At 70.2% G+C, this 18,752-nt stretch carries 22 protein-coding genes; 11 read left to right on the forward strand and 11 right to left on the reverse strand.

The genetic code is table 11. The features are described 5' to 3' along the window. Window positions 1–59 precede the first annotated feature (59 nt). The 3 genes from ACH49X_RS18365 (at window position 60) to ACH49X_RS18375 (ending at window position 1,914) form a co-directional block, all read left to right on the forward strand. Window positions 60–1,367 carry an NADH-ubiquinone oxidoreductase-F iron-sulfur binding region domain-containing protein gene (locus ACH49X_RS18365; RefSeq protein ID WP_357205800.1) on the forward strand — a complete coding sequence of 436 codons (1,308 nt, stop codon included), beginning with the start codon at window positions 60–62 and terminating at the stop codon, window positions 1,365–1,367. Next, entirely contained in the window at window positions 1,364–1,624 is a 261-nt protein-coding gene (locus ACH49X_RS18370) for a ferredoxin (protein ID WP_357205803.1), read from the forward strand. The genes ACH49X_RS18365 and ACH49X_RS18370 overlap by 4 nt, the downstream gene beginning before the upstream one ends. A 98-nt stretch (window positions 1,625–1,722) precedes the next feature. Continuing rightward, window positions 1,723–1,914, forward strand: a complete 192-nt coding sequence (locus tag ACH49X_RS18375) for a ferredoxin (RefSeq protein WP_357103236.1) — start codon at window positions 1,723–1,725, stop codon at window positions 1,912–1,914. 97 nt (window positions 1,915–2,011) lie between these two features. Here the strand turns inward: ACH49X_RS18375 and ACH49X_RS18380 are convergent, their stop codons facing one another. Next, entirely contained in the window at window positions 2,012–3,187 is a 1,176-nt protein-coding gene (locus ACH49X_RS18380; protein WP_357205806.1) for an acyl-CoA dehydrogenase family protein, read from the reverse strand. Between the two features lie 241 nt (window positions 3,188–3,428). On the opposite strand from ACH49X_RS18380, the gene ACH49X_RS18385 reads away from it, so the two are divergent. Continuing rightward, a complete protein-coding gene (locus ACH49X_RS18385) occupies window positions 3,429–4,094 on the forward strand; it encodes a TetR/AcrR family transcriptional regulator (protein WP_357205902.1) in 666 nt (221 codons plus the stop codon). 71 nt (window positions 4,095–4,165) lie between these two features. Here ACH49X_RS18385 and ACH49X_RS18390 read toward each other — a convergent pair whose 3' ends face one another. The 3 genes from ACH49X_RS18390 to ACH49X_RS18400 all read right to left on the reverse strand — a co-directional run bounded on the left by ACH49X_RS18390 (window position 4,166) and on the right by ACH49X_RS18400 (window position 6,459). Further along, the gene (locus ACH49X_RS18390; protein ID WP_357103242.1) at window positions 4,166–4,543 is read right to left on the reverse strand and encodes a hypothetical protein; all 378 of its coding nucleotides are present in this window, start codon (window positions 4,541–4,543) and stop codon (window positions 4,166–4,168) included. An 82-nt stretch (window positions 4,544–4,625) separates the two neighbouring features. Continuing rightward, a complete protein-coding gene (locus ACH49X_RS18395) occupies window positions 4,626–4,928 on the reverse strand; it encodes a hypothetical protein (protein WP_195079133.1) in 303 nt (100 codons plus the stop codon). Between the two features lie 22 nt (window positions 4,929–4,950). Then, window positions 4,951–6,459, reverse strand: coding sequence for a fatty acid--CoA ligase family protein (locus tag ACH49X_RS18400; RefSeq protein WP_357205809.1), 1,509 nt, complete (start codon window positions 6,457–6,459; stop codon window positions 4,951–4,953). A 110-nt stretch (window positions 6,460–6,569) separates the two neighbouring features. On the opposite strand from ACH49X_RS18400, the gene ACH49X_RS18405 reads away from it, so the two are divergent. The 5 genes from ACH49X_RS18405 (at window position 6,570) to ACH49X_RS18425 (ending at window position 11,641) form a co-directional block, all read left to right on the forward strand. Further along, a complete protein-coding gene (locus tag ACH49X_RS18405; protein WP_195079131.1) occupies window positions 6,570–7,535 on the forward strand; it encodes an enoyl-CoA hydratase/isomerase family protein in 966 nt (321 codons plus the stop codon). Window positions 7,536–7,600: 65 nt separating this feature from the next. After that, entirely contained in the window at window positions 7,601–8,740 is a 1,140-nt protein-coding gene (locus tag ACH49X_RS18410) for a CoA transferase (RefSeq protein WP_357205905.1), read from the forward strand. A gap of 268 nt (window positions 8,741–9,008) precedes the next feature. Next, a complete protein-coding gene (locus ACH49X_RS18415) occupies window positions 9,009–9,773 on the forward strand; it encodes a hypothetical protein (protein ID WP_357205812.1) in 765 nt (254 codons plus the stop codon). After that, window positions 9,770–10,378, forward strand: coding sequence for a twin-arginine translocation pathway signal (locus tag ACH49X_RS18420; RefSeq protein WP_357205814.1), 609 nt, complete (start codon window positions 9,770–9,772; stop codon window positions 10,376–10,378). The genes ACH49X_RS18415 and ACH49X_RS18420 overlap by 4 nt, the downstream gene beginning before the upstream one ends. A 189-nt stretch (window positions 10,379–10,567) precedes the next feature. Then, window positions 10,568–11,641 carry a dihydrodipicolinate reductase gene (locus ACH49X_RS18425; RefSeq protein WP_357205817.1) on the forward strand — a complete coding sequence of 358 codons (1,074 nt, stop codon included), beginning with the start codon at window positions 10,568–10,570 and terminating at the stop codon, window positions 11,639–11,641. 113 nt (window positions 11,642–11,754) lie between these two features. Here ACH49X_RS18425 and ACH49X_RS18430 read toward each other — a convergent pair whose 3' ends face one another. Then, the gene (locus tag ACH49X_RS18430; RefSeq protein WP_357103566.1) at window positions 11,755–12,267 is read right to left on the reverse strand and encodes a hypothetical protein; all 513 of its coding nucleotides are present in this window, start codon (window positions 12,265–12,267) and stop codon (window positions 11,755–11,757) included. Window positions 12,268–12,635: 368 nt separating this feature from the next. Between ACH49X_RS18430 and ACH49X_RS18435 the strand changes: the two genes are divergently transcribed. Continuing rightward, complete coding sequence (locus ACH49X_RS18435) at window positions 12,636–13,163, forward strand: carboxymuconolactone decarboxylase family protein (RefSeq protein WP_195079128.1); 528 nt, start codon at window positions 12,636–12,638, stop codon at window positions 13,161–13,163. 60 nt (window positions 13,164–13,223) lie between these two features. On the opposite strand, the gene ACH49X_RS18440 is transcribed toward ACH49X_RS18435, so the two are convergent. The 4 genes from ACH49X_RS18440 to ACH49X_RS18455 all read right to left on the reverse strand — a co-directional run bounded on the left by ACH49X_RS18440 (window position 13,224) and on the right by ACH49X_RS18455 (window position 16,871). Further along, window positions 13,224–14,399, reverse strand: a complete 1,176-nt coding sequence (locus ACH49X_RS18440) for an acyl-CoA dehydrogenase family protein (RefSeq protein ID WP_357205820.1) — start codon at window positions 14,397–14,399, stop codon at window positions 13,224–13,226. Further along, complete coding sequence (locus ACH49X_RS18445; RefSeq protein WP_357205823.1) at window positions 14,383–15,381, reverse strand: acyl-CoA dehydrogenase family protein; 999 nt, start codon at window positions 15,379–15,381, stop codon at window positions 14,383–14,385. The genes ACH49X_RS18440 and ACH49X_RS18445 overlap by 17 nt, the downstream gene beginning before the upstream one ends. Window positions 15,382–15,461: 80 nt before the next feature. Further along, window positions 15,462–15,890, reverse strand: coding sequence for a MarR family transcriptional regulator (locus ACH49X_RS18450; protein ID WP_357205908.1), 429 nt, complete (start codon window positions 15,888–15,890; stop codon window positions 15,462–15,464). Between the two features lie 9 nt (window positions 15,891–15,899). Further along, window positions 15,900–16,871 (reverse strand): DNA polymerase domain-containing protein, encoded by a 972-nt coding sequence (locus ACH49X_RS18455; protein WP_195079124.1) that lies wholly within the window; start codon window positions 16,869–16,871, stop codon window positions 15,900–15,902. Between the two features lie 274 nt (window positions 16,872–17,145). On the opposite strand from ACH49X_RS18455, the gene ACH49X_RS18460 reads away from it, so the two are divergent. Next, a complete protein-coding gene (locus tag ACH49X_RS18460) occupies window positions 17,146–17,538 on the forward strand; it encodes a group 1 truncated hemoglobin (protein WP_323124082.1) in 393 nt (130 codons plus the stop codon). Window positions 17,539–17,678: 140 nt separating this feature from the next. Here ACH49X_RS18460 and ACH49X_RS18465 read toward each other — a convergent pair whose 3' ends face one another. Continuing rightward, window positions 17,679–18,302 (reverse strand): NAD(P)H-binding protein, encoded by a 624-nt coding sequence (locus ACH49X_RS18465; protein WP_357103275.1) that lies wholly within the window; start codon window positions 18,300–18,302, stop codon window positions 17,679–17,681. Further along, a complete protein-coding gene (locus tag ACH49X_RS18470) occupies window positions 18,302–18,745 on the reverse strand; it encodes an SgcJ/EcaC family oxidoreductase (protein ID WP_357205826.1) in 444 nt (147 codons plus the stop codon). The genes ACH49X_RS18465 and ACH49X_RS18470 overlap by 1 nt, the downstream gene beginning before the upstream one ends. Window positions 18,746–18,752: the final 7 nt, after the last annotated feature.

The following is an 18,752-nucleotide window of genomic DNA, read 5'->3' on the forward strand; positions in this document are numbered from 1 at the left end:
ACCGCCGCCATGCGACGACGTCGCGTCCCTCGCTCGAGATTCAGCCGGAAGAGGTTGCCATGCAAGAAATTGTCGAGCCGGTCCCGGGGCTCACCGTGGCCGCGGCGCCCGGCTGCGTGCCGCGCCTGCTGCGGATGAGCGACGGCGGCGAGGATCTGGCCGCCTATCGGGAAGCCGGGGGCTATCGGCGGCTGCATTCCGCGGACGCGGTGCTGGCGGAAGTGCGCCGCAGCGGGCTGCTCGGCCGCGGCGGCGCGGCGTTCCCCATCGCCGTCAAGCTCGCCGGGGTGCGCGACGCCGGTCTACGCGGGCGCGAAACCGTCGTCGTGGCCAACGGCGAGGAAGGCGAGCCCGCCTCGATCAAGGACAAATGGCTGATGCGCCACCGCCCACACCTGGTGCTGGACGGGTTGCGCCTCGCGGCCGGGATCGTCGGCGCGCGGCGCGCCTATGTCTACGTCTCGGATCCGGCATCCGCGCGCCGCGTCGACGCCGCTCTGGCCGAACTCGACCGGGCCGGGATCGCAGAGATCGCCGTCGAATTGGTCACCGTGGACCCGGCATATGTCGCCGGAGAGGAGACGGCGGCGATCCGGGCGATCAACGGCGGCCCGGCGAAGCCGTCCGACAAGCCGCCGCGCCCGTTCCAGCAGGGTGTGGACGGGCTGCCGACGATGGTCGGCAACGTGGAGACCTTGGCGCATCTGCCGTTCGTCCAACGGCACGGCGGTGCGGCGTTCCGCAGTGTGGGCACGGCGCATTCCCCAGGGACCTTCCTGGCCACCGTCACCGGCGCCGGGCGGCCGCCCGCGCTCTACGAGCTGCCGCACGGCACGAGATTCGCCGACCTGCTCGCCCTGCACGGCGTCGCGCCGGACCAGGTGCGCGGTGCCATGACGGGCGGCTATTTCGCGGGCATGGTGGACCGCTCGGTGCTGACGGCCACCCTGGACCACGAATCGCTGCGCGCGCTCGGCAGCGGGCTCGGCTGCGGCGCGATATCGCTGATCACCGCCGAATGCCCCGTCGCGGTCGCCGCGGCGGTACTGAGCTACTTCGACCGTGAGAACGCCGGCCAGTGCGGATCCTGCTTCAACGGCACCGCCGCGATGGCGGCCGCGGCCACCGCGCTGCGCGACGGGACGGCCACCGCCGCCGACGTCGACCGGTTGCGGCGATGGTCGGTGGTGCTGCGCGGCCGCGGCGCCTGCGCAACGCTGGACGGCGCGGCCAACGCCACCGCCACTCTGCTGGCGCGGTTCACCGCGGAGGTGACCGCGCATCTGGAAGGCCGGTGCCCCACCTGCGCCCGCGGCGTCCACCCGGCCGAGCGGCCCTTCGGCGTGGAAGCGGCGTCCGCCTCATGAGGATTCGGCTCGACCGGACGCTGTGCGACGGATTCGGCCTGTGCGCCGCACACGCGCCCGCGCATTTCTCGCTCGACGACTGGGGTTACGCGTCGCTGGAGGGTACCGGCGTCGTGGCGGCCGCCGATCAGGACGCGGTGTCGCGCGCCCTGCTGGATTGCCCCGCGCACGCCATCATCGCCATGCCGGAGCCCGAATCCGGCACTGCGTCGGCGTCTTCGGCGGACACCTCGGCGCAGCAGGAGCCGCCTCGATGAACGTGTACCGCGCTGCCGATCCGCGGCGGCGCCACGTCGCCCACCACATCCGTAGCTCCCACGGCGGGCCGGGCACACCGACAGACGAAGGCGGCGCGATGAGAATCGAAATCGACTATCAGGCCTGCGAGAGCAACGGCATCTGCACGGGCATCGTTCCCGAGGTGTTCGACCTCGACGACCAGGACGAACTGCACGTCCTGCGGCCGGAAGCGACCCCGGAGGTCGAAGCGCGCGTGCGGGACGCGGTGGCGCAATGCCCGCGCGCGGCCATCTCGCTCAGCGAGTGATCCGGGCGGGCGGCCTGCGTCCACCGGCCGTGCCGGGACGAACAGACCAGGCGCGCAACGCGATCGCCGGTCGATCCCCGGAACATCGGCGGCGCCGTCACCGCCGGGGCAGTCCCAAATTGCGCTCGGCGATGATGTTGCGCTGGATCTCCGACGTGCCGCCCGCGATGGTGCCCGCGAAACTGCGCACGAAGCGCTCGAACCAGCCCGGCGCGGTCTGCTCCAGGGTGAACGCGCTGTGGCGTGCGGTGACGTCCGGGTGCGTCAGTCCCCTCGACCCCGCCGCCGCCAACGCGTGTTCGGCTCCGCGTTGCACCGCTTCGGAGCCGAGCAGTTTCAGCACCGAGAGTCCGGGACCGGCGTCCTCGCCGCGCGCGGCCTTGGCCAGCGCGCTCGATCCGAGCAGGCGCAGCGCGTGCGCGTCGAGGACGAGACTGGCGTAGCGATCGGCGGCCACAGCAGTTTCCGGCCGGAAGTCGGCCAGCAGGCCGTCCAGCCGGTCGGCGAAGCCGAGCCACAGCAGTGTGCGCTCGTGCCCGAGCGATCCGTTGGCCACCTGCCAGCCCTTGTTCAGCTCGCCGACCAGGTTTTCGGCCGGTACTTCCACCTCGGTGAGGAACACTTCGTTGAAGTCGAGGTCGTCCGGAGCGCAGACCGAGGCGAACGGCCTGCGACGCACTCCGGGCAGATCGGTCGGGATGAGCAGGGCCGAGATGCCGCGGTGCTTCGGCGCGTCCGGATCGGTCCGCACGAACGCGAGCAGGACGTCGGCATCGTGCGCGCCCGAGGTCCAGATCTTGTGCCCGTCCACCACGAAACGGTCGTCGCGCAGGACCGCCCTGGTGCGCAGACCGGCCAGATCCGAACCGGCTTCCGGCTCGCTCATCCCGAGTGATGCGGTGCGGTCTCCACGCAGGATGGGCACCGCCCAGCGCCGCTGCTGCTCGGGCGTCCCGAACGTGATCAGCGACGCGGCGACGATGCCGACGCCCTGCGGATTGAAGTTCTCGTAGATTCCGCGCCCGGCCAGTTCCTCGCGGTGCACATACTGCTGCAGGATCCCGGCGTTGCGGCCGCCGAACTCCGGCGGATGGCCTGGCACCAGCCAGCCGTTGTCGAACAGCAGCCGCTGCCACCGGCGCGCCCATTCGGGAATGTGCGAGGTCGACCGAGGGCGTTCGCCCGCAGCGGATTCCGGCGGCAGGTGCCGGTCGAGGAACTCGGCGAACTCGGCGCGGAACGCTTCCACGTCGTCGTCGAAACTCAGTTGCACGGTACTCCTTCGCGATCGTCGCGCGATGCTCCAGCAACATCCGGCCGCCCGCATCGACTACCGCCGGAAATACTTCCATCTCACCACTTTGAGAATATGATTCTTCTTCAACGATAATATTAGTTTCACCGCGACGATGCCACACGGGTAGAGGAAAAACGATGGTTCCGAGCGAGTACCGGGCATGGACGGACCGGGCGCGGCCGAGGGCGTGCGCGTCGGCACGCGGGACGCGGCGGCCATGACCGATGTCGATGGGCGGGGCGAGCCCGCCTGGAAGCAGCGCGCCGTGGAGCGGTCGCTACGCACAGCGAAGCTGCGCGCGGGCCAGCGCGTGCAACGGTTCCTGGACGCGGCGCAGGCGATCATCACCGAGAAGGGCAGTACGGACTTCACGGTGCAGGAGGTCGTCGACCGGTCACGGCAATCGCTGCGCAGCTTCTACCTGCAGTTCGACGGCAAACACGAACTCCTGCTCGCCTTGTACGAGGACGCGCTCGGCCGCACCGTCGAGCAGATCCGCGCGGCCACGGTCAACAGCGGCGAACCGCTGGACCGGCTGCGGACCGCGGTCGAGCTGCTGTTCCATCTGTGCCGGCCGGATCCGGACGCGCGCCGACCGCTGTTCACCGAGTTCTCCCGCCGGCTGCTCGGTTCGCATCCCGCGCAGGTCCGCATGGCGCACGCGTCGCTGTTCGGGCTGTTCACCGAGTTGATGACGGAGGCGCAGACGGCGGGCAGGCTGACCGCCACCGCCAACCCCCGCCGCCTCGCCGCGATGATCATGCACACCGTGATGTTCACCTCGCAGCCCGCCAACGCGGACCCCGGCGCGAAACCGCTCACGCCAGAAGAGGTTTGGAGCTTCTGCGCCCACGGGATCACTGCCGGCCATGCCCCCACCTGAGGGAGATCGCCGCCGGGGTATCGACGCCACCGTCCGTCGGAGTGTCCGGAGAAGCTCGTAGACCTGCTCGATCACCGGGCGCGGCGCGACCCACATGCACACTCTGCCGCAGCGTGCCCTTTGCCGCGAGCGCGCCACACCGACACGGCGAGCGTCGAGACGTCCAGCGCCTTGTCGAGTTGGATCTGTCCGTTGCCCGCCCGCTCCAGAAACGCTCGCACGACCGTGTCCGGGTCGTCGCTCAGTTCGTACACCGCCAGATACCGGTGCGCGGGCGCTTCGGCATTGCCGCCGGGCAGTGCGGCGGGAACGAGCTCGAACCGCTGCCCGCTCGTCACGCCGGGCACCTGGACCACTTCGGCCAGATGCCGGGTGTCGTACCACTCGTTGAAGGCGTCGTCCTGTCCCGCCACGGCGTTGGAGAACACCAGCATCTTCGATTCCGTCACGTTTCGCGTCCTTCCGCTCCATACCCGGCCCCTGCGCCAGGGCTTGTGTTCGTGCGAGTTCTGATTTCGTCCGGCATCAGGGTCAGTCGCTGGCCGGGAGCGGCTGGGCTTCCTTCAGCGCCAACGGTGTGCTGCCGACGCTGAGCGTGCCGGCACCGGCCTTGGTGACGAGGATTTCGGCGCCGGAGTCGTCCACATAGCGCTTACCCATCAGATTGCCGCCGGCGTAGTCCGCGACCGGCTCGGCGCCCGGAGTCCGCTCCGCTCCGATGGGGATCATCGGAAGACCCCCTGCGCGCAGGTCGTCGAGACTGTCGGCGGCCTTCACCACGATCACCTCGGTGTCGCATACCTGGCTGCGCAGGCGAGTGCCGTTCTTGACCATTGTCGTCCTTTCCTGACGGTGACTACGTTTCGGCGACCGGCTGCGGGCCGTACTCGTCGGCGAGTTCGCGGCGCAGCACCTTGCCGGTCGGGGTCGTCGGCAGCGAGTCACGGAAGACGATCCGATCGGGCGTCCGCGAGCCGCGCAGGCGGGCGCGGACGTAGTCGCGCAGCGCGGCGGGGTCCGGTGTCGCGCCGTTCGCGGGCACCACCACCGCCACGATGATCTGGCCCCACTGCGCGTCCTCCACGCCGACGACCGCCACCTCGCGCACCGTGGGGTGCTCGACCAGCACATCCTCGATCTCGGCCGGCGCGATGTTCTCCCCGCCGCGAATGATCGTGTCGTCGGCGCGGCCACCGATGAACAGGTAGCCGTCGGCGTCGAGCATCGCCACGTCTTTGGTGGGAAACCACCCTTCCTCGTCCAGCACCGACCCGATCCCGGTGTACCGCCCGGAGACCTGCGGCCCGCGGACGAACAACTCGCCCGTCGCACCGGCGGGCAGCACCCGCCCGTCGTCGTCGCGGATCTGCACCTCGATGCCAGGCACCGGACGCCCGACCGAACCGAGCCGCCGCGCCACCGCAGGGTCGCCGGACCGGTGCGCCGTCCGGTGATCGGCCGGTCCCAGAACCGCGATGGTGGAACTGGTCTCGGTCAGGCCGTAGGCGTTCACGAAACCGACCTCGGGCAGCAGGTCGAGCGCCTTGCGGACCAGCGGGAGCGCGACCTTGGCTCCGCCGTAGGCGAGATTGCGCAGAGCGGGCAGTTTCGCCCCGCAGCGCTGCAGTTCGGTCAGGATGCGATCCAGCATGGTCGGCACCACGGTCGCGGTGGTGACCGACGCGCTGCCCGCCAGCTCCACCCACCGCGCGGCGTCGAAGTTGCGCAGATACACCATGGTTCGCCCGGCGTACAGGTTGGACAGGGCCGCGCTGATCCCGGCGATGTGGTAGGGCGGCACGCAGATCAGCGCGGCGTCGGCGGGCTCGGCCGAATCGAAGTCGACGGTCCCGGTGATGTAGCCGACCAGATTGTTGTGCGAGAGCTCGACCGCTTTCGGCTTGGCTGTCGTTCCGGAAGTGAACAGCACCACCGCCACCTCGTCCGGATCGGGCGACTCGATGCCGGCGCGGGGATCGGTGGTGGCCGCCGCCTCCGCGAATGCCGTCGCGCGCATGATCCTGCCGCCGAACGCGGCCACGATGTCGTGGTACTCGTCGTCGCAGACCACCAGCGGATCATCCAGCCGAGCGATCAGTTCACCCAGGGAATCGGCGGCCAGACGATAGTTCAACGGCGTGAACGGGATCGCCGCGCCCGCCGAAGCGAAGATCAGCAGCGGAAGCAGATGGCCGCCGGTGCCCACGTAAGCCACGCTCCTAGCGCCGGAGTTCGCGATCACCGCGGCGCCGCCCCTGGCGCGCGCGCTCAGTTCGGACGCGGTCCAGCGCACCTCGTCGCATACCACCGCGAGCCGGTCCGGGTTGACCGCGGCGGCCATGTCCAGCAAGAGCGAAACGCTCATTCCGCACCCTTTCCGCCATCGTCCTCGAACGCACGATATTGTCATTCTCTCGATCGGAGAATAACATATTCAGCCGCAGGGAAAGCGATGCGCAGGAAGGTCGGAAACCGATGTTCCGGGTGATCGAGGTGACCGCGGCGCCGGATGCGGCAACCGACGCGGCGCCGCACGGCGTCGTCGTGGCGGTCGCCACCGGTCCCATCGGCCCCGCGGCCGAACACTGGCTCGAACACGCCAGCTTCACCCTGACCGAAGCGCACAGCGATGATCCGCGGGTCGTCACCGTCGCCGCCGTCGACGGGTCCGTCGCGGCGCTGCGCGAGCGCTTCGAGCGCCACCCAACGGCCGCCACCATCTGCGACGACGTCTTGCGCGCCGCGCAGGCCTCGGACGTGCGGACCGGTCTGCTCACGGAGTCTTTCGCGTACTCCACGCTGCAAGGCGGGCCCGAGTTCGGCGCCTGGCTGCGGGAGCGCGGACCGGCGGCGATCCCGCCGGAGGAAGCCGAGCCGCTGGAAGTCGTGCGCACCGGCCACACCCTGACCATCCGCTTCGATCGGCCGCATCGGCACAACGCGTTCGACAACCGCACCCGCGCCGCCCTGCTCGACGCACTCGCGATCGCCCGGCTCGATCCGTCGGTGCTGGCCGTGGAACTCTGCGGCAACGGCCCCTCGTTCTGCAGCGGCGGCGATCTCGCCGAGTTCGGCGCCTTCACCGACGTGGCCGCCGCGCATCTGGCGCGCACCCGCCACAGCCCGGCGCTCGCGCTGCACGAAGTGACCGCACGTCTCGGCCGCGCCTGTCGCGCCGTGGTCCACGGGCGAGTACTGGGCAGCGGAGTGGAGATGGCCGCGGCCTGCGGCGCCGTCGTGGCCGACCCCGGTGCGGAATTCGGCCTGCCCGAACTGGACCTCGGGCTCATCCCCGGCGCAGGCGGCACCGTCAGCGTCACCCGCAGGATCGGCCGCTGGCGAACGGGGTATCTGGTGCTCAGCGGCCGCACCATCCCGGCGTCGACCGCGCTCGTCTGGGGCCTCGTCGATGCCATCGCACCCCGTGGGCGGACTCGGTGATCGTGCCGACGAGGACGTCCCCCGAGGCCGCCTGGGCCGCAGGCGGATTGGCCTGGCTGACCGGAATGCCGGACGGCGAGCCCGATTTCACCCGCGCCGCAATCCTGTCCAGGGCGCAGGCCGTCGCCGCGGACTTCACCGCGCACACCGGGATCCGGATCGACGTTCCTCTCGAACTGAGCGGGCGCGCCGCGTTGTCGGGCGCGACCCGGCGCGGCCGCGTTTCCGTAGGTGGGGCGAGCCGCCTGCTCGCCACCCGGGACGGCTGGTGCGCGCTCACTTTGTCTCGCCCCGCCGATCTCGAAGCCGTCCCGGCGCTGCTGGAGACGGCGGCGCCACCGGAGGACCCATGGGACGCGGTGACGCGATGGGCCGCACGTCACCCCGCGACCACGGTGACCGAGCGCGCGAGGCTGCTGGACATCCCGGCCGCCATACTCGGCGAAGCCCATGCCGCGCCACCGCGGGTCCGCCCGCTCGGCCCCAGGGGACGTCCGCGCCCGATGGCCGGATGCCTCGTGGCCGACCTCACCTCGATGTGGGCGGGTCCGCTGTGCGGCCGGTTGCTCGCCGCGGCCGGCGCCACGGTGGTCAAGGTCGAGCACCCGCGGCGACCCGACGGCCCGCGAGCGGGCTCCCCCGCGTTCTTCGACTGGATGAACGCGGGAAAGCTCTCTTACGCCGCGGATTTCGACGCCGCGGCATTGCGAGAGCTGCTGACGGCCGCGGACGTGGTGCTGGAAGGTTCGCGCCCGGCCGCGCTGACCCGCCGGGGGCTCGGCCCGGATCGGATCGCGAGCCGCCCCGGCCGCGTCTGGTTGCGGGTGACCGCGCACGGCGCCGACGCCGCGAACGCCCATCGCCCCGGGTTCGGCGACGACGCCGCGGTGGCGGGCGGACTGGTCGGCGGCAGCGGAACGGAACCCGTCTTCTGCGCCGACGCGCTCGCCGATCCGCTCACCGGACTGGAAGCCGCGCGCATGGTCGCCGAGTCGATGGCACGCGGCGGTGGGGAGCTGATCGAGTTGTCGCTGGCCGCCGTCGCCGCGACGTACGCGGCGACGCCACCGGGCCCGGCGGACGCCCGCCACGCCGCTGTCCCGCCGACGCCACCACCCGGCCCACGCCCCCGCGCCTCCACGCTGGGCGCGGACGCTTCCGCCGTCCACGCGATACTCGCCGCGCGACGAGCACTGGGCGACTGATTCGGTTCGTGCCGCGCCGCCGCGTCCGGTCGGCGGACACCGATCGACTGCGGAAACCCCGCAACCGCCGCACCCCTACAACACCCTTCATCCAGGCGGAGAACAATATTTATGCTGTTAGATAGCGTTTCCAGACCGTGAAGAAGATGCATTTTCCGAGTGGACCCTTCCTTCTGTGATAACGTCATTCTCGTCACAGTCGACGCAACAGACCCGGCGACGCCCCAGCTCTGCCGACTCGTTCCGTTGCGCTACCGCGGAGGTGGTGATGAGCCCGAGCGCCGGACACACCCTGAAATCGCCACCCGTCCAGGACGGCGACGACCAAGCCGAGGGAAGCGACCCGCACGGCCGAGCCGAGGAACTCGCGCTGGCCGCCGAGGCAGCCGAGGCGGAGGCGCTGGCAGCCGAGGCACGCGCCGAAGCGGCTCGCGCCCGCGTGCGCGCGGCCGAGTCGCGCCGTCGAGCACGCACTTCGGCGGGGACCGGAACCGCCGAAAAGGTCGCGGTTACCGGTTTCCCGCCCCAGAAGGTCACACTCACCCGGCGTCTTCGCGGGCGCACCACACCGGCCGTCGGCGCCATGGCCGTGATCGCCGTCGCGCTGGCGAGCAGTGGATACATGGTCGAGCACCATCGCGACGTCACCCAGAACGACCGCCGCGCAGCCGAATTCACCGCCGCCGCGCGACAAGGGGTGGTCGCCTTGACGACGCTCGACTTCAACCGGGCGAACGAGGACGTGCAGCGCGTCCTGGACAACTCCACCGGATCCTTTCGCGGCGACTTCCAAACTCGTGCCGCGGATTTCACGACCGTGATCCAGCAGTCGCGGGTCGCCACCGAGGGCAAGGTGAACGCCACCGCGCTCGAGTCGATGACCGAGAACTCCGCGGTCGTTCTCGTCGCCGCCACTTCACAGGTCACCAATTCGGCCGGGGCGCGGCAAGAGCCGCGCGCCTGGCGGCTGAGCGTGACCGTGACGCGGGACGGAGATCAACTCAAGATGTCGAAAGTCGAGTTCGTACCGTGAGCGCCGACAGCGCGGCGGTCGCCGAATCGAAGCAGGACGTTCCCGAGCCGCCGGATACGCCGCCCTCCGAAACGACGGAAGCCGGCGGCCGGAAGCCGAAGGCGCGGCGCCTCTCCCGGGTGTTGCGGACCGAATACGCCTTGCCCGCGCTCGCCGTCCTCGTCGTCGCGTCGGTTGTCGCCGCCGCCTGCTTGTTCTTCGTGCAGTACCGGCCGGACAACCGTACCGATGGCGACGCCGCGGCGGCGCTCGATGCCGCATCGCGCGGCACGGTGGCGCTGTTGTCCTACGCACCGGAGACCATCGACCACGATCTCGATGCCGCGAAGTCCTTTCTGACCGGCGACTTCCTGGCGTACTACAGCCAGTTCACCCAGCAGGTGGTGGTGCCTGCGGCGAAACAGAAGTCGGTCCGCACGAGCGCGACCGTCGTCCGGGCGGCCGTGTCGGACCTACGGACGGACGAGGCCGTGGTCCTGGTGTTCATCAACCAGACCACCACGAGCGCGGAGAAACCCGACCCCGCCCTCGCCGCCAGCAGCGTCCTGGTGACCCTGCGCAAAGCCGACGGCACGTGGCGCATCTCAGCGTTCGACCCGGTCTAGGCGGCGCTCGACCCACTTGCTGTTGGGCCACCACAGCCCGCTCGTCGCACACGGCCGCTCCTTCGGCAGGAGCGACATTCACACGCCCGACGGCGCGCTCGTCGCCTCGTTCGCCCACGACGGTCTGCTCCGGTTCCGGCCGTGACCAGCCTTCTGCCCCCTCCCCGACCCACGGAATGGACGCCAGCGATGGACCAGAACCCACAGTCACACGGTGACAACGGGACAGACGGCCGCTACCGGGTCGTCCAGTGGGGGACGGGCGGCGTCGGGGTGCACGCGTTGCGGGCCGTACTCGATCATCCCGACCTCGTGCTCGCCGGTGTGCGGGTGCACGATCCGGCCAAGGCGGGCGTCGACGCGGGCGCGTTGTGCGGGTGGGGCGGCGTCACCGGAGTCGCCGCGACCACGGAGGTCGACGAGATCCTGGCGCTCGGCGCCGACTGCGTGCTGTACCTGCCCCGCCTGTTCGACGTCGAGGACGTATGCCGCCTGCTGGTGGCCGGCGTCAACGTGGTCACCACCCACGGCGATCTGCGGCACCCCGGCACCGTGGACCCCGCGGTGTGCGCGCGCGTCGAGGCCGCGTGCTGGTTCGGCGGGGCGTCGATTCTGAGCACCGGCTTCGCGCCCGGCTTCGTCACCGAGACCCTTCCCGTCGCGCTCAGCTCGATCCAGCGCAGGATCGACCGCATGTCGATCGAGGAGAGCGTCGACCTCACCCACCCGGGAACGTCGCGATTGCTCCTGGAGACAATGGGTTTCGGCGCAGCCGCGGCGCCGTTCGACCGGCAGCGGCTCGCCCACGCCGCCCAGACCTTCGGTCCGTCGTTGCGACTGGTGGCCGATGCCGTCCGGTTGCCCTTGGACGCGTTCGACGTGGCGGGCGAGGTGGCTGTCGCGGAACACGACGTACCGCTGGGGTGCACCACGCTGGCGGCCGGAACCGTTGCCGCGCAACGCATCACCATCTCGGGACGGGGCGGCGGCCGCGTCCCGCTGCGCTTGCGGTCCACCTGGTACTGCACGACCGCACTCCGGCCGGCCTGGCCGGTCCGCGAGACCGGATGGCATGTGGCGATCGGCGGCGAGACCCCGATCGAGATGGATCTGCGTCATCCCGGCGACCCGGGCGGGCTCAGCGTCACGTCGCCGCGGTACGCGGCCAACCGGGCCGTCAACGCGGTCACATACCTGTGTGCCGCGCCGCCCGGCATCCGCACCACCCTCGACCTGCCCCCGCTGACGGCCAATTTGGGTTGATCGGCGGCCGCGTCACCACAGGTGGTGAGACCGGTTCCGCGCCGGTGCGGCCCGTAGCCCGTCCGAATCGGTCGCGATGAGCGGACTTCTCGACCGCCCCGCGGTGTTCGCGTTCAGCCCACCGCGACGAGGTCGGTGCCGCCCCACAATCCGGTCAGCAGCAGTTCACCGCTGCGGAACGCCTCCGCGGCGCCGACGTTCGAGGCCGGCGCACCCGCCGCCGTCAGCGCACAGCCCTTGAACGCCCGCGCGGCCACACTGAGCCGGTGATGTACCGGATCGAGCCTGCGGTCGAGCTCCTCCGGCAGTTCTTCGCCCCACAGCGCGACTTCGATCAGGCCGTGATCCAGGCAGTCCAGCACGCCCTGCCGGACCCTGGCGTCGGCCGCGAACAACTCCGGGGCCACCGCGACGGCATGCGGCCAGGTGTCGTGCACCGGCGTGGCCAGCGACCGCTCGAGATCGAGCACGGTGGCGCCCAGGATCTGCAGCGACCGCGCGCCGGAGCAGTCGGCGAGCAGCACGGTCACCTCCCAGCCCGCCATCGTCCGGTCGCACAGCCAGCCGCCCGCGTACCGCACCACGTCGACGGCGGTGGCGGCGACCACCGCGAGCCGGTACCGCAGCAGATGCTTGCGCGCGTGGGCGCGCCACCCGGCGACCGAGTGCGCCGGATCGCATGCTCACCCTCCTGCGCTGGGCCCGTCGGCCGATCTCGAGCGGCGGGGCAATGACCGCGTGGGAGTGACCGACCCCTTTGGTAACACACTCTCGCAAAAATGAAACGTATCTTCTCCAACAGTGAGAATCAATACTTGCCACAGATCGGACCCTGTCTCCACGGGAGGTGATGCCCGATGTGAACATCGCCGACCGCTACCGCCGCTTTCGGGGCGGCGCCACCGCTTACCTGGCGCATTGACTACCACCGACCGGTTTGGAAATGTAGTGATCAAAATAGAGAAGGACGTTTTCAACTAACAGGAGAAGGCCGATGACTGTGACCCCACTTCCGGAGGACCAGTGGGACGACGCGGTGGACGCCGCGCTGTCGCGGATGCTGCCCGCGCACCGCCGAAATCCGCAGGCCGCCGGCAACGCGCTCGCGACGATGGTGCGCCATCCGCCCCTGACCAAGGCCTTCCTCGGCTTCAACGTCCATCTGCTCTTCGGCTCCACGCTGGCGCCACGACTGCGCGAACTCGCGATTCTCCGGGTGGCCCACCAGCGGGGCTGCGCGTACGAATGGCATCACCATGTCCGCATGGGCGCCGAGGCCGGGCTCACCGACGACGACATCGCCGCGGCGAGGGGCGAGCGGAGCGCCGACGACGATTTCGACCGCCTGCTGCTACGGGCCGTGGACGAACTCGGGGAGAAGTCGGCGCTGTCCGAAGCGACCTGGACCGCCCTGGGTGAACGTCTCGACGAACGGCAACGCATGGACCTGGTGTTCACGGTCGGCGGTTACACGACGCTGGCGATGGCCTTCAACACTTTCGGCGTGCAGGTCGAACACTGACTCGCCGCCGCCCCGGCGCCTCCGCGGCCGGAAGCCTCGGGGCGGCGGTGTCTTCGCGCTTCAGCCGCGCGGCAGGCCGAGCACCCGCTCGGCGATGATCGTGCGCTGGATCTCCGAGGTGCCACCGGCGATGGTGCCCGCGAAGCTGCGGATGTAGCGCTCGAACCAGCCCGAGGAGAAGTGGTCGAGATTCAAGGGATTCGGGCGCGAACTCATCGCGGGGTGGGCGAGCCCGTCCACTCCGGCGGCATCGAGCGCATGCTCCGACGCCGATTGCACCGCTTCCGAACCGAGCACCTTGAGAATCGAGAGGGCGGGCACGTCCTGCTCGCCGCGCGCCTCCCGCGCCAGGGCGGCCGATCCGAGCAATCGCAGCGCGTGCGTGTCCATCACGAGTCTCGCGTAGGCGTCGCGGTCGAGCACCGTCCTGGGGCGGAAGTCGCCGAGCAGGTCCTCCAGCCGATCGGCGTAGCCCAGCCACAACAGCGTGCGCTCGTGGCCGAGCGAGCCGGTGGCCACCGACCAGCCCTGGTTCAGCGCGCCGACCAGATTCCGCGCGGGCACGCGGACGCCTTCGAAGTAGACCTCGTTGAAATCCAGATCCTCCGGCGAGCACACCGACGGGAACGGTCGCCGCGTCACTCCCGGTGCGTCGGTCGGGATCAGCAGCACACTGATTCCCCGATGTTTAGGGGCCGCCGGATCGGTGCGGACGAAGGTGAGCAGGACGTCGGCGTCGTGCGCGCCGGAGGTCCACACCTTCTGGCCGTCGACGACGAATTCGTCCCCCTCGCGTACCGCCTTGGTACGCAGCGAGGCGAGGTCGGATCCCGCGTTCGGCTCGCTCATGCCGAGCGCGGCGGTGATCTCGGCCCGCAGGATCGGCACCGCCCAGCGGCGCTTCTGTTCCTCGGTGCCGAACGACAGCAGCGAGGCCGCGACGATCCCGACCCCCTGCGGATTGAAACTGTGGTAGATCCGCCGCTTGGACAACTCCTCCAGATGCACGTACTGCTGCAGCACGGTGGCATTGCGCCCACCGAACTCCGGCGGATTCGCCGGGAGCAGCCAGCCGTTGTCGAACAGCAGACGTTGCCAGCGGCGCGCCCAGTGCGGCACGTGCGCGCTGGAGCGGGAGCGCTCCGCGGCCTCGGCTTCGCTCGGGAGGTGTTCGGTGAGAAAGGCGACGAACTCGGCGCGGAACGCCTCGACGTCGGGATCAAAGGTGAGCCGCACGGTACTCCTCGGCGATCAGCGCCCGGTGCTCGGCCGCGCCGCCGAGCATCAGCTCGCCCGCCTTGGCCCGCTTGAGCGCGAACTGTAGGTCGTTCTCCCAGGTGAAGCCCATGGCGCCGAACAGTTGGAGACCGTGACGGAAGACCAGCGCCTGACACTCCCCCGCGGCGGCCTTGGCCATGGACGCCGCCATCCGCCGCCGCGGGTCGTCGGCGGCCAGGCACAGCGCGGCGAAGAATCCCAGTGCGCGGGCGCGCTCGATCGCGATGTGCATATCGGCCGCCTTGTGCTGCACCGCTTGGAACGATCCGATGGTCGTGCCGAATTGGCGGCGGCCGCGCACATGGTCGAGGGCCAGATCGAGGATGCGCTGGCAGGCGCCGACGGTGGTGAGCGCGAGCCCGGTGAGCGCGTGCTGACGCGCGCGCGCCGGATCGATCTCGCTGCGGTCGGCGTCGGTGACTCGCACATCGGCGAAGCCGACCTCCGCGACGTGCAGCACCGGATCGAAGACCGGCGTGCGGCGCGCGGTCACCGCCGCGGCCGCGACGACGAACACACCGGCATCGGTCACCACGGCCAGCCGCTCCGCACGGTCGCCGTCGAGCACGTCGCGCGCGGTGCCGTCCAACCGCCAACCCGTGCCGTCACGTCTGGCCATGACGCCGGAATACACTGCCGCACAGGGTTGTTCGATCCGAGCCGTCCCCGGAACGAGGGGCGCGAATTGGGACATCGACGCCAGGAAAGGAGTCGGGTCGGCGGCGCGTCCCAGTTCTTCGAGCACGATGGCCAATTCGACGCTCAGGGCCGGGTCCGTCAGTTCCGTCCAGCCGATGTCCACGTACGTCTGCCACAGCGGGCCGGGTTCGAGGTCCTTGTCCACGAGGTCACGGATCAGAGCGGGTGGGCACTGCTTCGCGGTGACCTCACGCGCCGTCTCGCGCAATAGTCGCTGGTCGGCGTCGAACTCGAACAGCATGTCGGCCCTCTTCTCCTGTCATGGCAGCACCAACATGAGAATATCATTCTCATTTCCGGAAGTGTCAATTCGACGGCGGTTCAGACAGCGTGCGCGTCGGCGACCCGGCTCGTCGCGCGAACCAGCGCGGCATTGACGCCGCGCACGAAAGTCAGCAGTGTCAGCAGTGCCGCGTCGTCCTGCGGCAGATCCGCGCCGAGCGCGGCGAGTTCCCCGGACAGCGGAGCCACCGCCACCTCCGCCCGTACCGCGACGAGTTCCACCCGCACCCGCCGCCGGTCTTCCACATCGCGACGCCGCCGCACGTACCCCGCCTGCTCCAGTCGGTCGACCACCGTGGTGACAGCGCCGCCGCGACCGACCCCGAGCCGGTCCGCCAACTGCCCCGGGGTGAGCGGTCCCGACATCCCGATCAGGTTCAGCGCGCTGAGATCGATATCTCGACAGGACAGCTGCCGATCCGTGTGATGAGCACGCGAGGGCGCTGCGGAGGACGCAGGTGAGGTGATCGATGCGCGTCAGCTGTTCGGCGGCGTCTCGGCCGCGCGGCGGGCGCGGGCGCGCCGCTTGCCCTCGTGCATCGCTTGCACCCGGGCTACCGGGATGGTGTGCCCTTCGGCGATCAGGTCGTCCGGAAGCCGTTGCGGTGCGGGCATTTCGGTCCGCCAAGGATCCCGGTCCGCCAGCCGGTCGAGCGCCGTGCGCAGGGTGAAATCGGTCGGCGTCACGTCGTGGAGCTCCGACCACGCGAGGGGGAAGGAGACCGGGGTGCCGGGACGGATCCGCGGACTGTAAGCCGCGACCACGGTCGCGCCACCCGCGCGCGTCGAGTCGAGGAAGACTTTGCCCTCGCGGTCTTCCTTGATGAACGCCGTGGTCCCGAGGCCAGGATCGAGGCGTTCGGCCCTGGCCGCGATCGCGCGGGTGGCGGCGGCCGCGTCGTCCACGGGTGTGCCCGGCTCCACCGGCACGAAAACGTGCACGCCCTTGGCCCCACTGGTCTTCACCGCGCCCGCCAATCCGTCGTTCGCCAGTGCCGCGCGGATCAGTTCCGCGGCCTGCGCGGCGTGCCCGAACGTCTGCCCCGGTGACGGATCGAGGTCGAGCACCAGATGCGTCGGACCGAGCGTGTGGTCGGCGAGCAGAAGCGTGGGGTGGTACTCCACGGCACGCTGATTACCGAACCACAGAAGGGTGCGCACGTCGTCGCACAAGGCGTAGGAGATCTCCCGCCGCGAGCTCTCGGCCCACACCGTCACCCGCCGAACCCACTCCGGCGTGTATTTCGGCAAGTTCTTCTGCATGAAGGCGTCTTGCCCCGGCCGGATCCGCACGACCGACATCGGCCGGCCCCGCACTGCCGGCACCAGCCGCTCCCCGACCGCCTCGAGATAGTCCACCAGGTCGCGCTTGGTCGCCTCTGCCCCGTCGAACAGCGGCTGCTCGAGGTTGGACATCGCCACCCCGTGGCGAACCTCTTCCTGACCCACCGGGCCACCATGCCCGCCCGCGCGGGCCGGGTCAACCCGCCACTCCACCAGAAGCCACGAAACCGCCCGGTACACCGAACCGTTCGGGCGTGTCCGCGCCGATTCGGGCTCGGTTTCGGATCACGACGCCGCGGGCGGCGTGCCGCCTTCGGGCAACTATGTGACTGAATATTCTTAGGCCCTGCAATACGATGAAGTGGTGAAATAGTTACTGAAGTTGCTGAAAGATCTCGTATCCTCAGTGGGGCGAATGCCCGCGATTCGAGGAGCCCCCGTGGAAACAACATCGGTAACGCCCTGCGACGGCACCCTGTACGAGCGAGTCGGAGGCCACGCCGCGCTCGAGGTCGTCGTAGCGGACCTCTATGCCCGCATCATGGCCGACGATGAACTGGCGCCGTTCTTCACCGGCGTCAACCTGCCGCGAGTGCAGGGTCGCCAAGTCGAGTTCTTCGCCGCCGCGTTGGGCGGACCCGCGCCGTACCGGGGGCCGGGAATGAAGCAGATCCACCAAGGTCGTGGGATAACCCGCCACCACTTCGATCGCGTCGCCGAACACTTGACCGAGGCTCTCCGTGCCGCCGGTGCCCACCCCGCGGTAACGGCCGAGATCATCGCAGCGGTCGCTCCCCTCGCCGACGACATCGTCACCAAGGCGATCGAATAGCGGGGCGCCCTCTCGCGATGGCCGGGTGACGCTGCGAGCGCCGTGCACCCACCCACGGCGGGACACCTCCAGCACGTCGGTGCCGACCGAGCGGTCACCCGGTGCGCCCTTGCGACGCGGAAGGGATCCCGAGGAGGCGATCAGGACGAGACGGCGACGACGGACCGGTAGGTGTGCGGGTCGTCGACGGCGTCGAGGAGATAGTCGGCGAGGTCGGCACGTGACGTGCGCGGGCCGACCTTGCTGTTCGCCCCCGGCGAGATACGGGGACTGCCGCAGGCAGGCGCATCGGTCAGTCCCGAGGGCCGGACCGCGGTCCAGCGCAGACCACTGTGTGCGAGCAGATCTTCCATGCGCGCCATGTCCGAGTAGACGTGCCGCATGGCCCCGCGCAGGACGGCGGCGAGCATCCTGGCGCCCGTTCCCGCGTCGGCCGGGACATCCAGCGCCGCGGAGGAGATCACGAGAACTCGTCCGCCCGGACGCATGGCGGCGACGATCTGGGCGGTGGCGGCGGAATACACCGTGGTGGGACCGCGCCCGGTCGCACCGAGCGCGGAGATCACCGCGTCGTGGTCATCGAACAGTCCGGTCAACGCTCCTGGTACGCATGGATCGGCCGTGACCACGGTGGGGCCGTGCGCGAGCGCCGCGGTGGTGGCCGGGCGGACGATCGCGGTGACGTGATGTCCTCGGGCCAGCGCCCGGTCGACGACCATGCGCCCGGTGCGTCCGGTCGCGCCTAGGACCGCGATGGCGGCCATCAGTGCGCGGCCGGCCGGGTGGCGGGCTGGGACAGGAAGGACACCGCCTCCATCAGCGGCTTGCGCCGGGTTTTCTGCACGGCCGCGATGCGCCACTGTCCGTCGGTGGCGCGGACGACGGTGTAGGTGGCGAGCTTTCCGAGCTTGCGCGGCTGCCGCTTCGAGGATTCGCCGCGCGTCACGACGACGGCGGTATCCGTGCCGTAGCGGCGGATGTCGAGGATCTCGACGGTCAGGCGCGTGCCCTTCAGGAAGCTGTCGAACAGCGCCTGGTGCGCGCGGCCGATCTCCTCGCCGCCGTGGTAGACCGTGCCGACATAGGTGATGTCGGTGGCGTCGGCGGTGAAGCAGGCGCCGTAGGCGGCGCCGTCGCCGCTGTCCCATGCCTGCGTGCTGCGCTCGATGAGGGCGCGGATGGCGTCGATGTCGGTGGTGGTGGTCATTTCGGTC

This window comes from Nocardia sp. NPDC019323 (genome assembly GCF_044389845.1).
GTDB lineage: Bacteria > Actinomycetota > Actinomycetes > Mycobacteriales > Mycobacteriaceae > Nocardia > Nocardia implantans.

Coding starts and splice junctions, on each gene's coding strand:
- ACH49X_RS18365 (WP_357205800.1), top strand. CDS start 60: ATGCAAGAAATTGTCGAGCCGGTCCCGGGGCTCACCGTGGCCGCGGCG.
- ACH49X_RS18410 (WP_357205905.1), top strand. CDS start 7,601: ATGCCGGACGGCGAGCCCGATTTCACCCGCGCCGCAATCCTGTCCAGG.
- ACH49X_RS18405 (WP_195079131.1), top strand. CDS start 6,570: ATGTTCCGGGTGATCGAGGTGACCGCGGCGCCGGATGCGGCAACCGAC.
- ACH49X_RS18465 (WP_357103275.1), bottom strand. CDS start 18,302: ATGGCCGCCATCGCGGTCCTAGGCGCGACCGGACGCACCGGGCGCATG.
- ACH49X_RS18425 (WP_357205817.1), top strand. CDS start 10,568: ATGGACCAGAACCCACAGTCACACGGTGACAACGGGACAGACGGCCGC.
- ACH49X_RS18435 (WP_195079128.1), top strand. CDS start 12,636: ATGACTGTGACCCCACTTCCGGAGGACCAGTGGGACGACGCGGTGGAC.
- ACH49X_RS18395 (WP_195079133.1), bottom strand. CDS start 4,928: ATGGTCAAGAACGGCACTCGCCTGCGCAGCCAGGTATGCGACACCGAG.
- ACH49X_RS18370 (WP_357205803.1), top strand. CDS start 1,364: ATGAGGATTCGGCTCGACCGGACGCTGTGCGACGGATTCGGCCTGTGC.
- ACH49X_RS18445 (WP_357205823.1), bottom strand. CDS start 15,381: ATGCTGTTCGAGTTCGACGCCGACCAGCGACTATTGCGCGAGACGGCG.
- ACH49X_RS18385 (WP_357205902.1), top strand. CDS start 3,429: ATGACCGATGTCGATGGGCGGGGCGAGCCCGCCTGGAAGCAGCGCGCC.
- ACH49X_RS18375 (WP_357103236.1), top strand. CDS start 1,723: ATGAGAATCGAAATCGACTATCAGGCCTGCGAGAGCAACGGCATCTGC.
- ACH49X_RS18400 (WP_357205809.1), bottom strand. CDS start 6,459: ATGAGCGTTTCGCTCTTGCTGGACATGGCCGCCGCGGTCAACCCGGAC.
- ACH49X_RS18415 (WP_357205812.1), top strand. CDS start 9,009: ATGAGCCCGAGCGCCGGACACACCCTGAAATCGCCACCCGTCCAGGAC.
- ACH49X_RS18470 (WP_357205826.1), bottom strand. CDS start 18,745: ATGACCACCACCACCGACATCGACGCCATCCGCGCCCTCATCGAGCGC.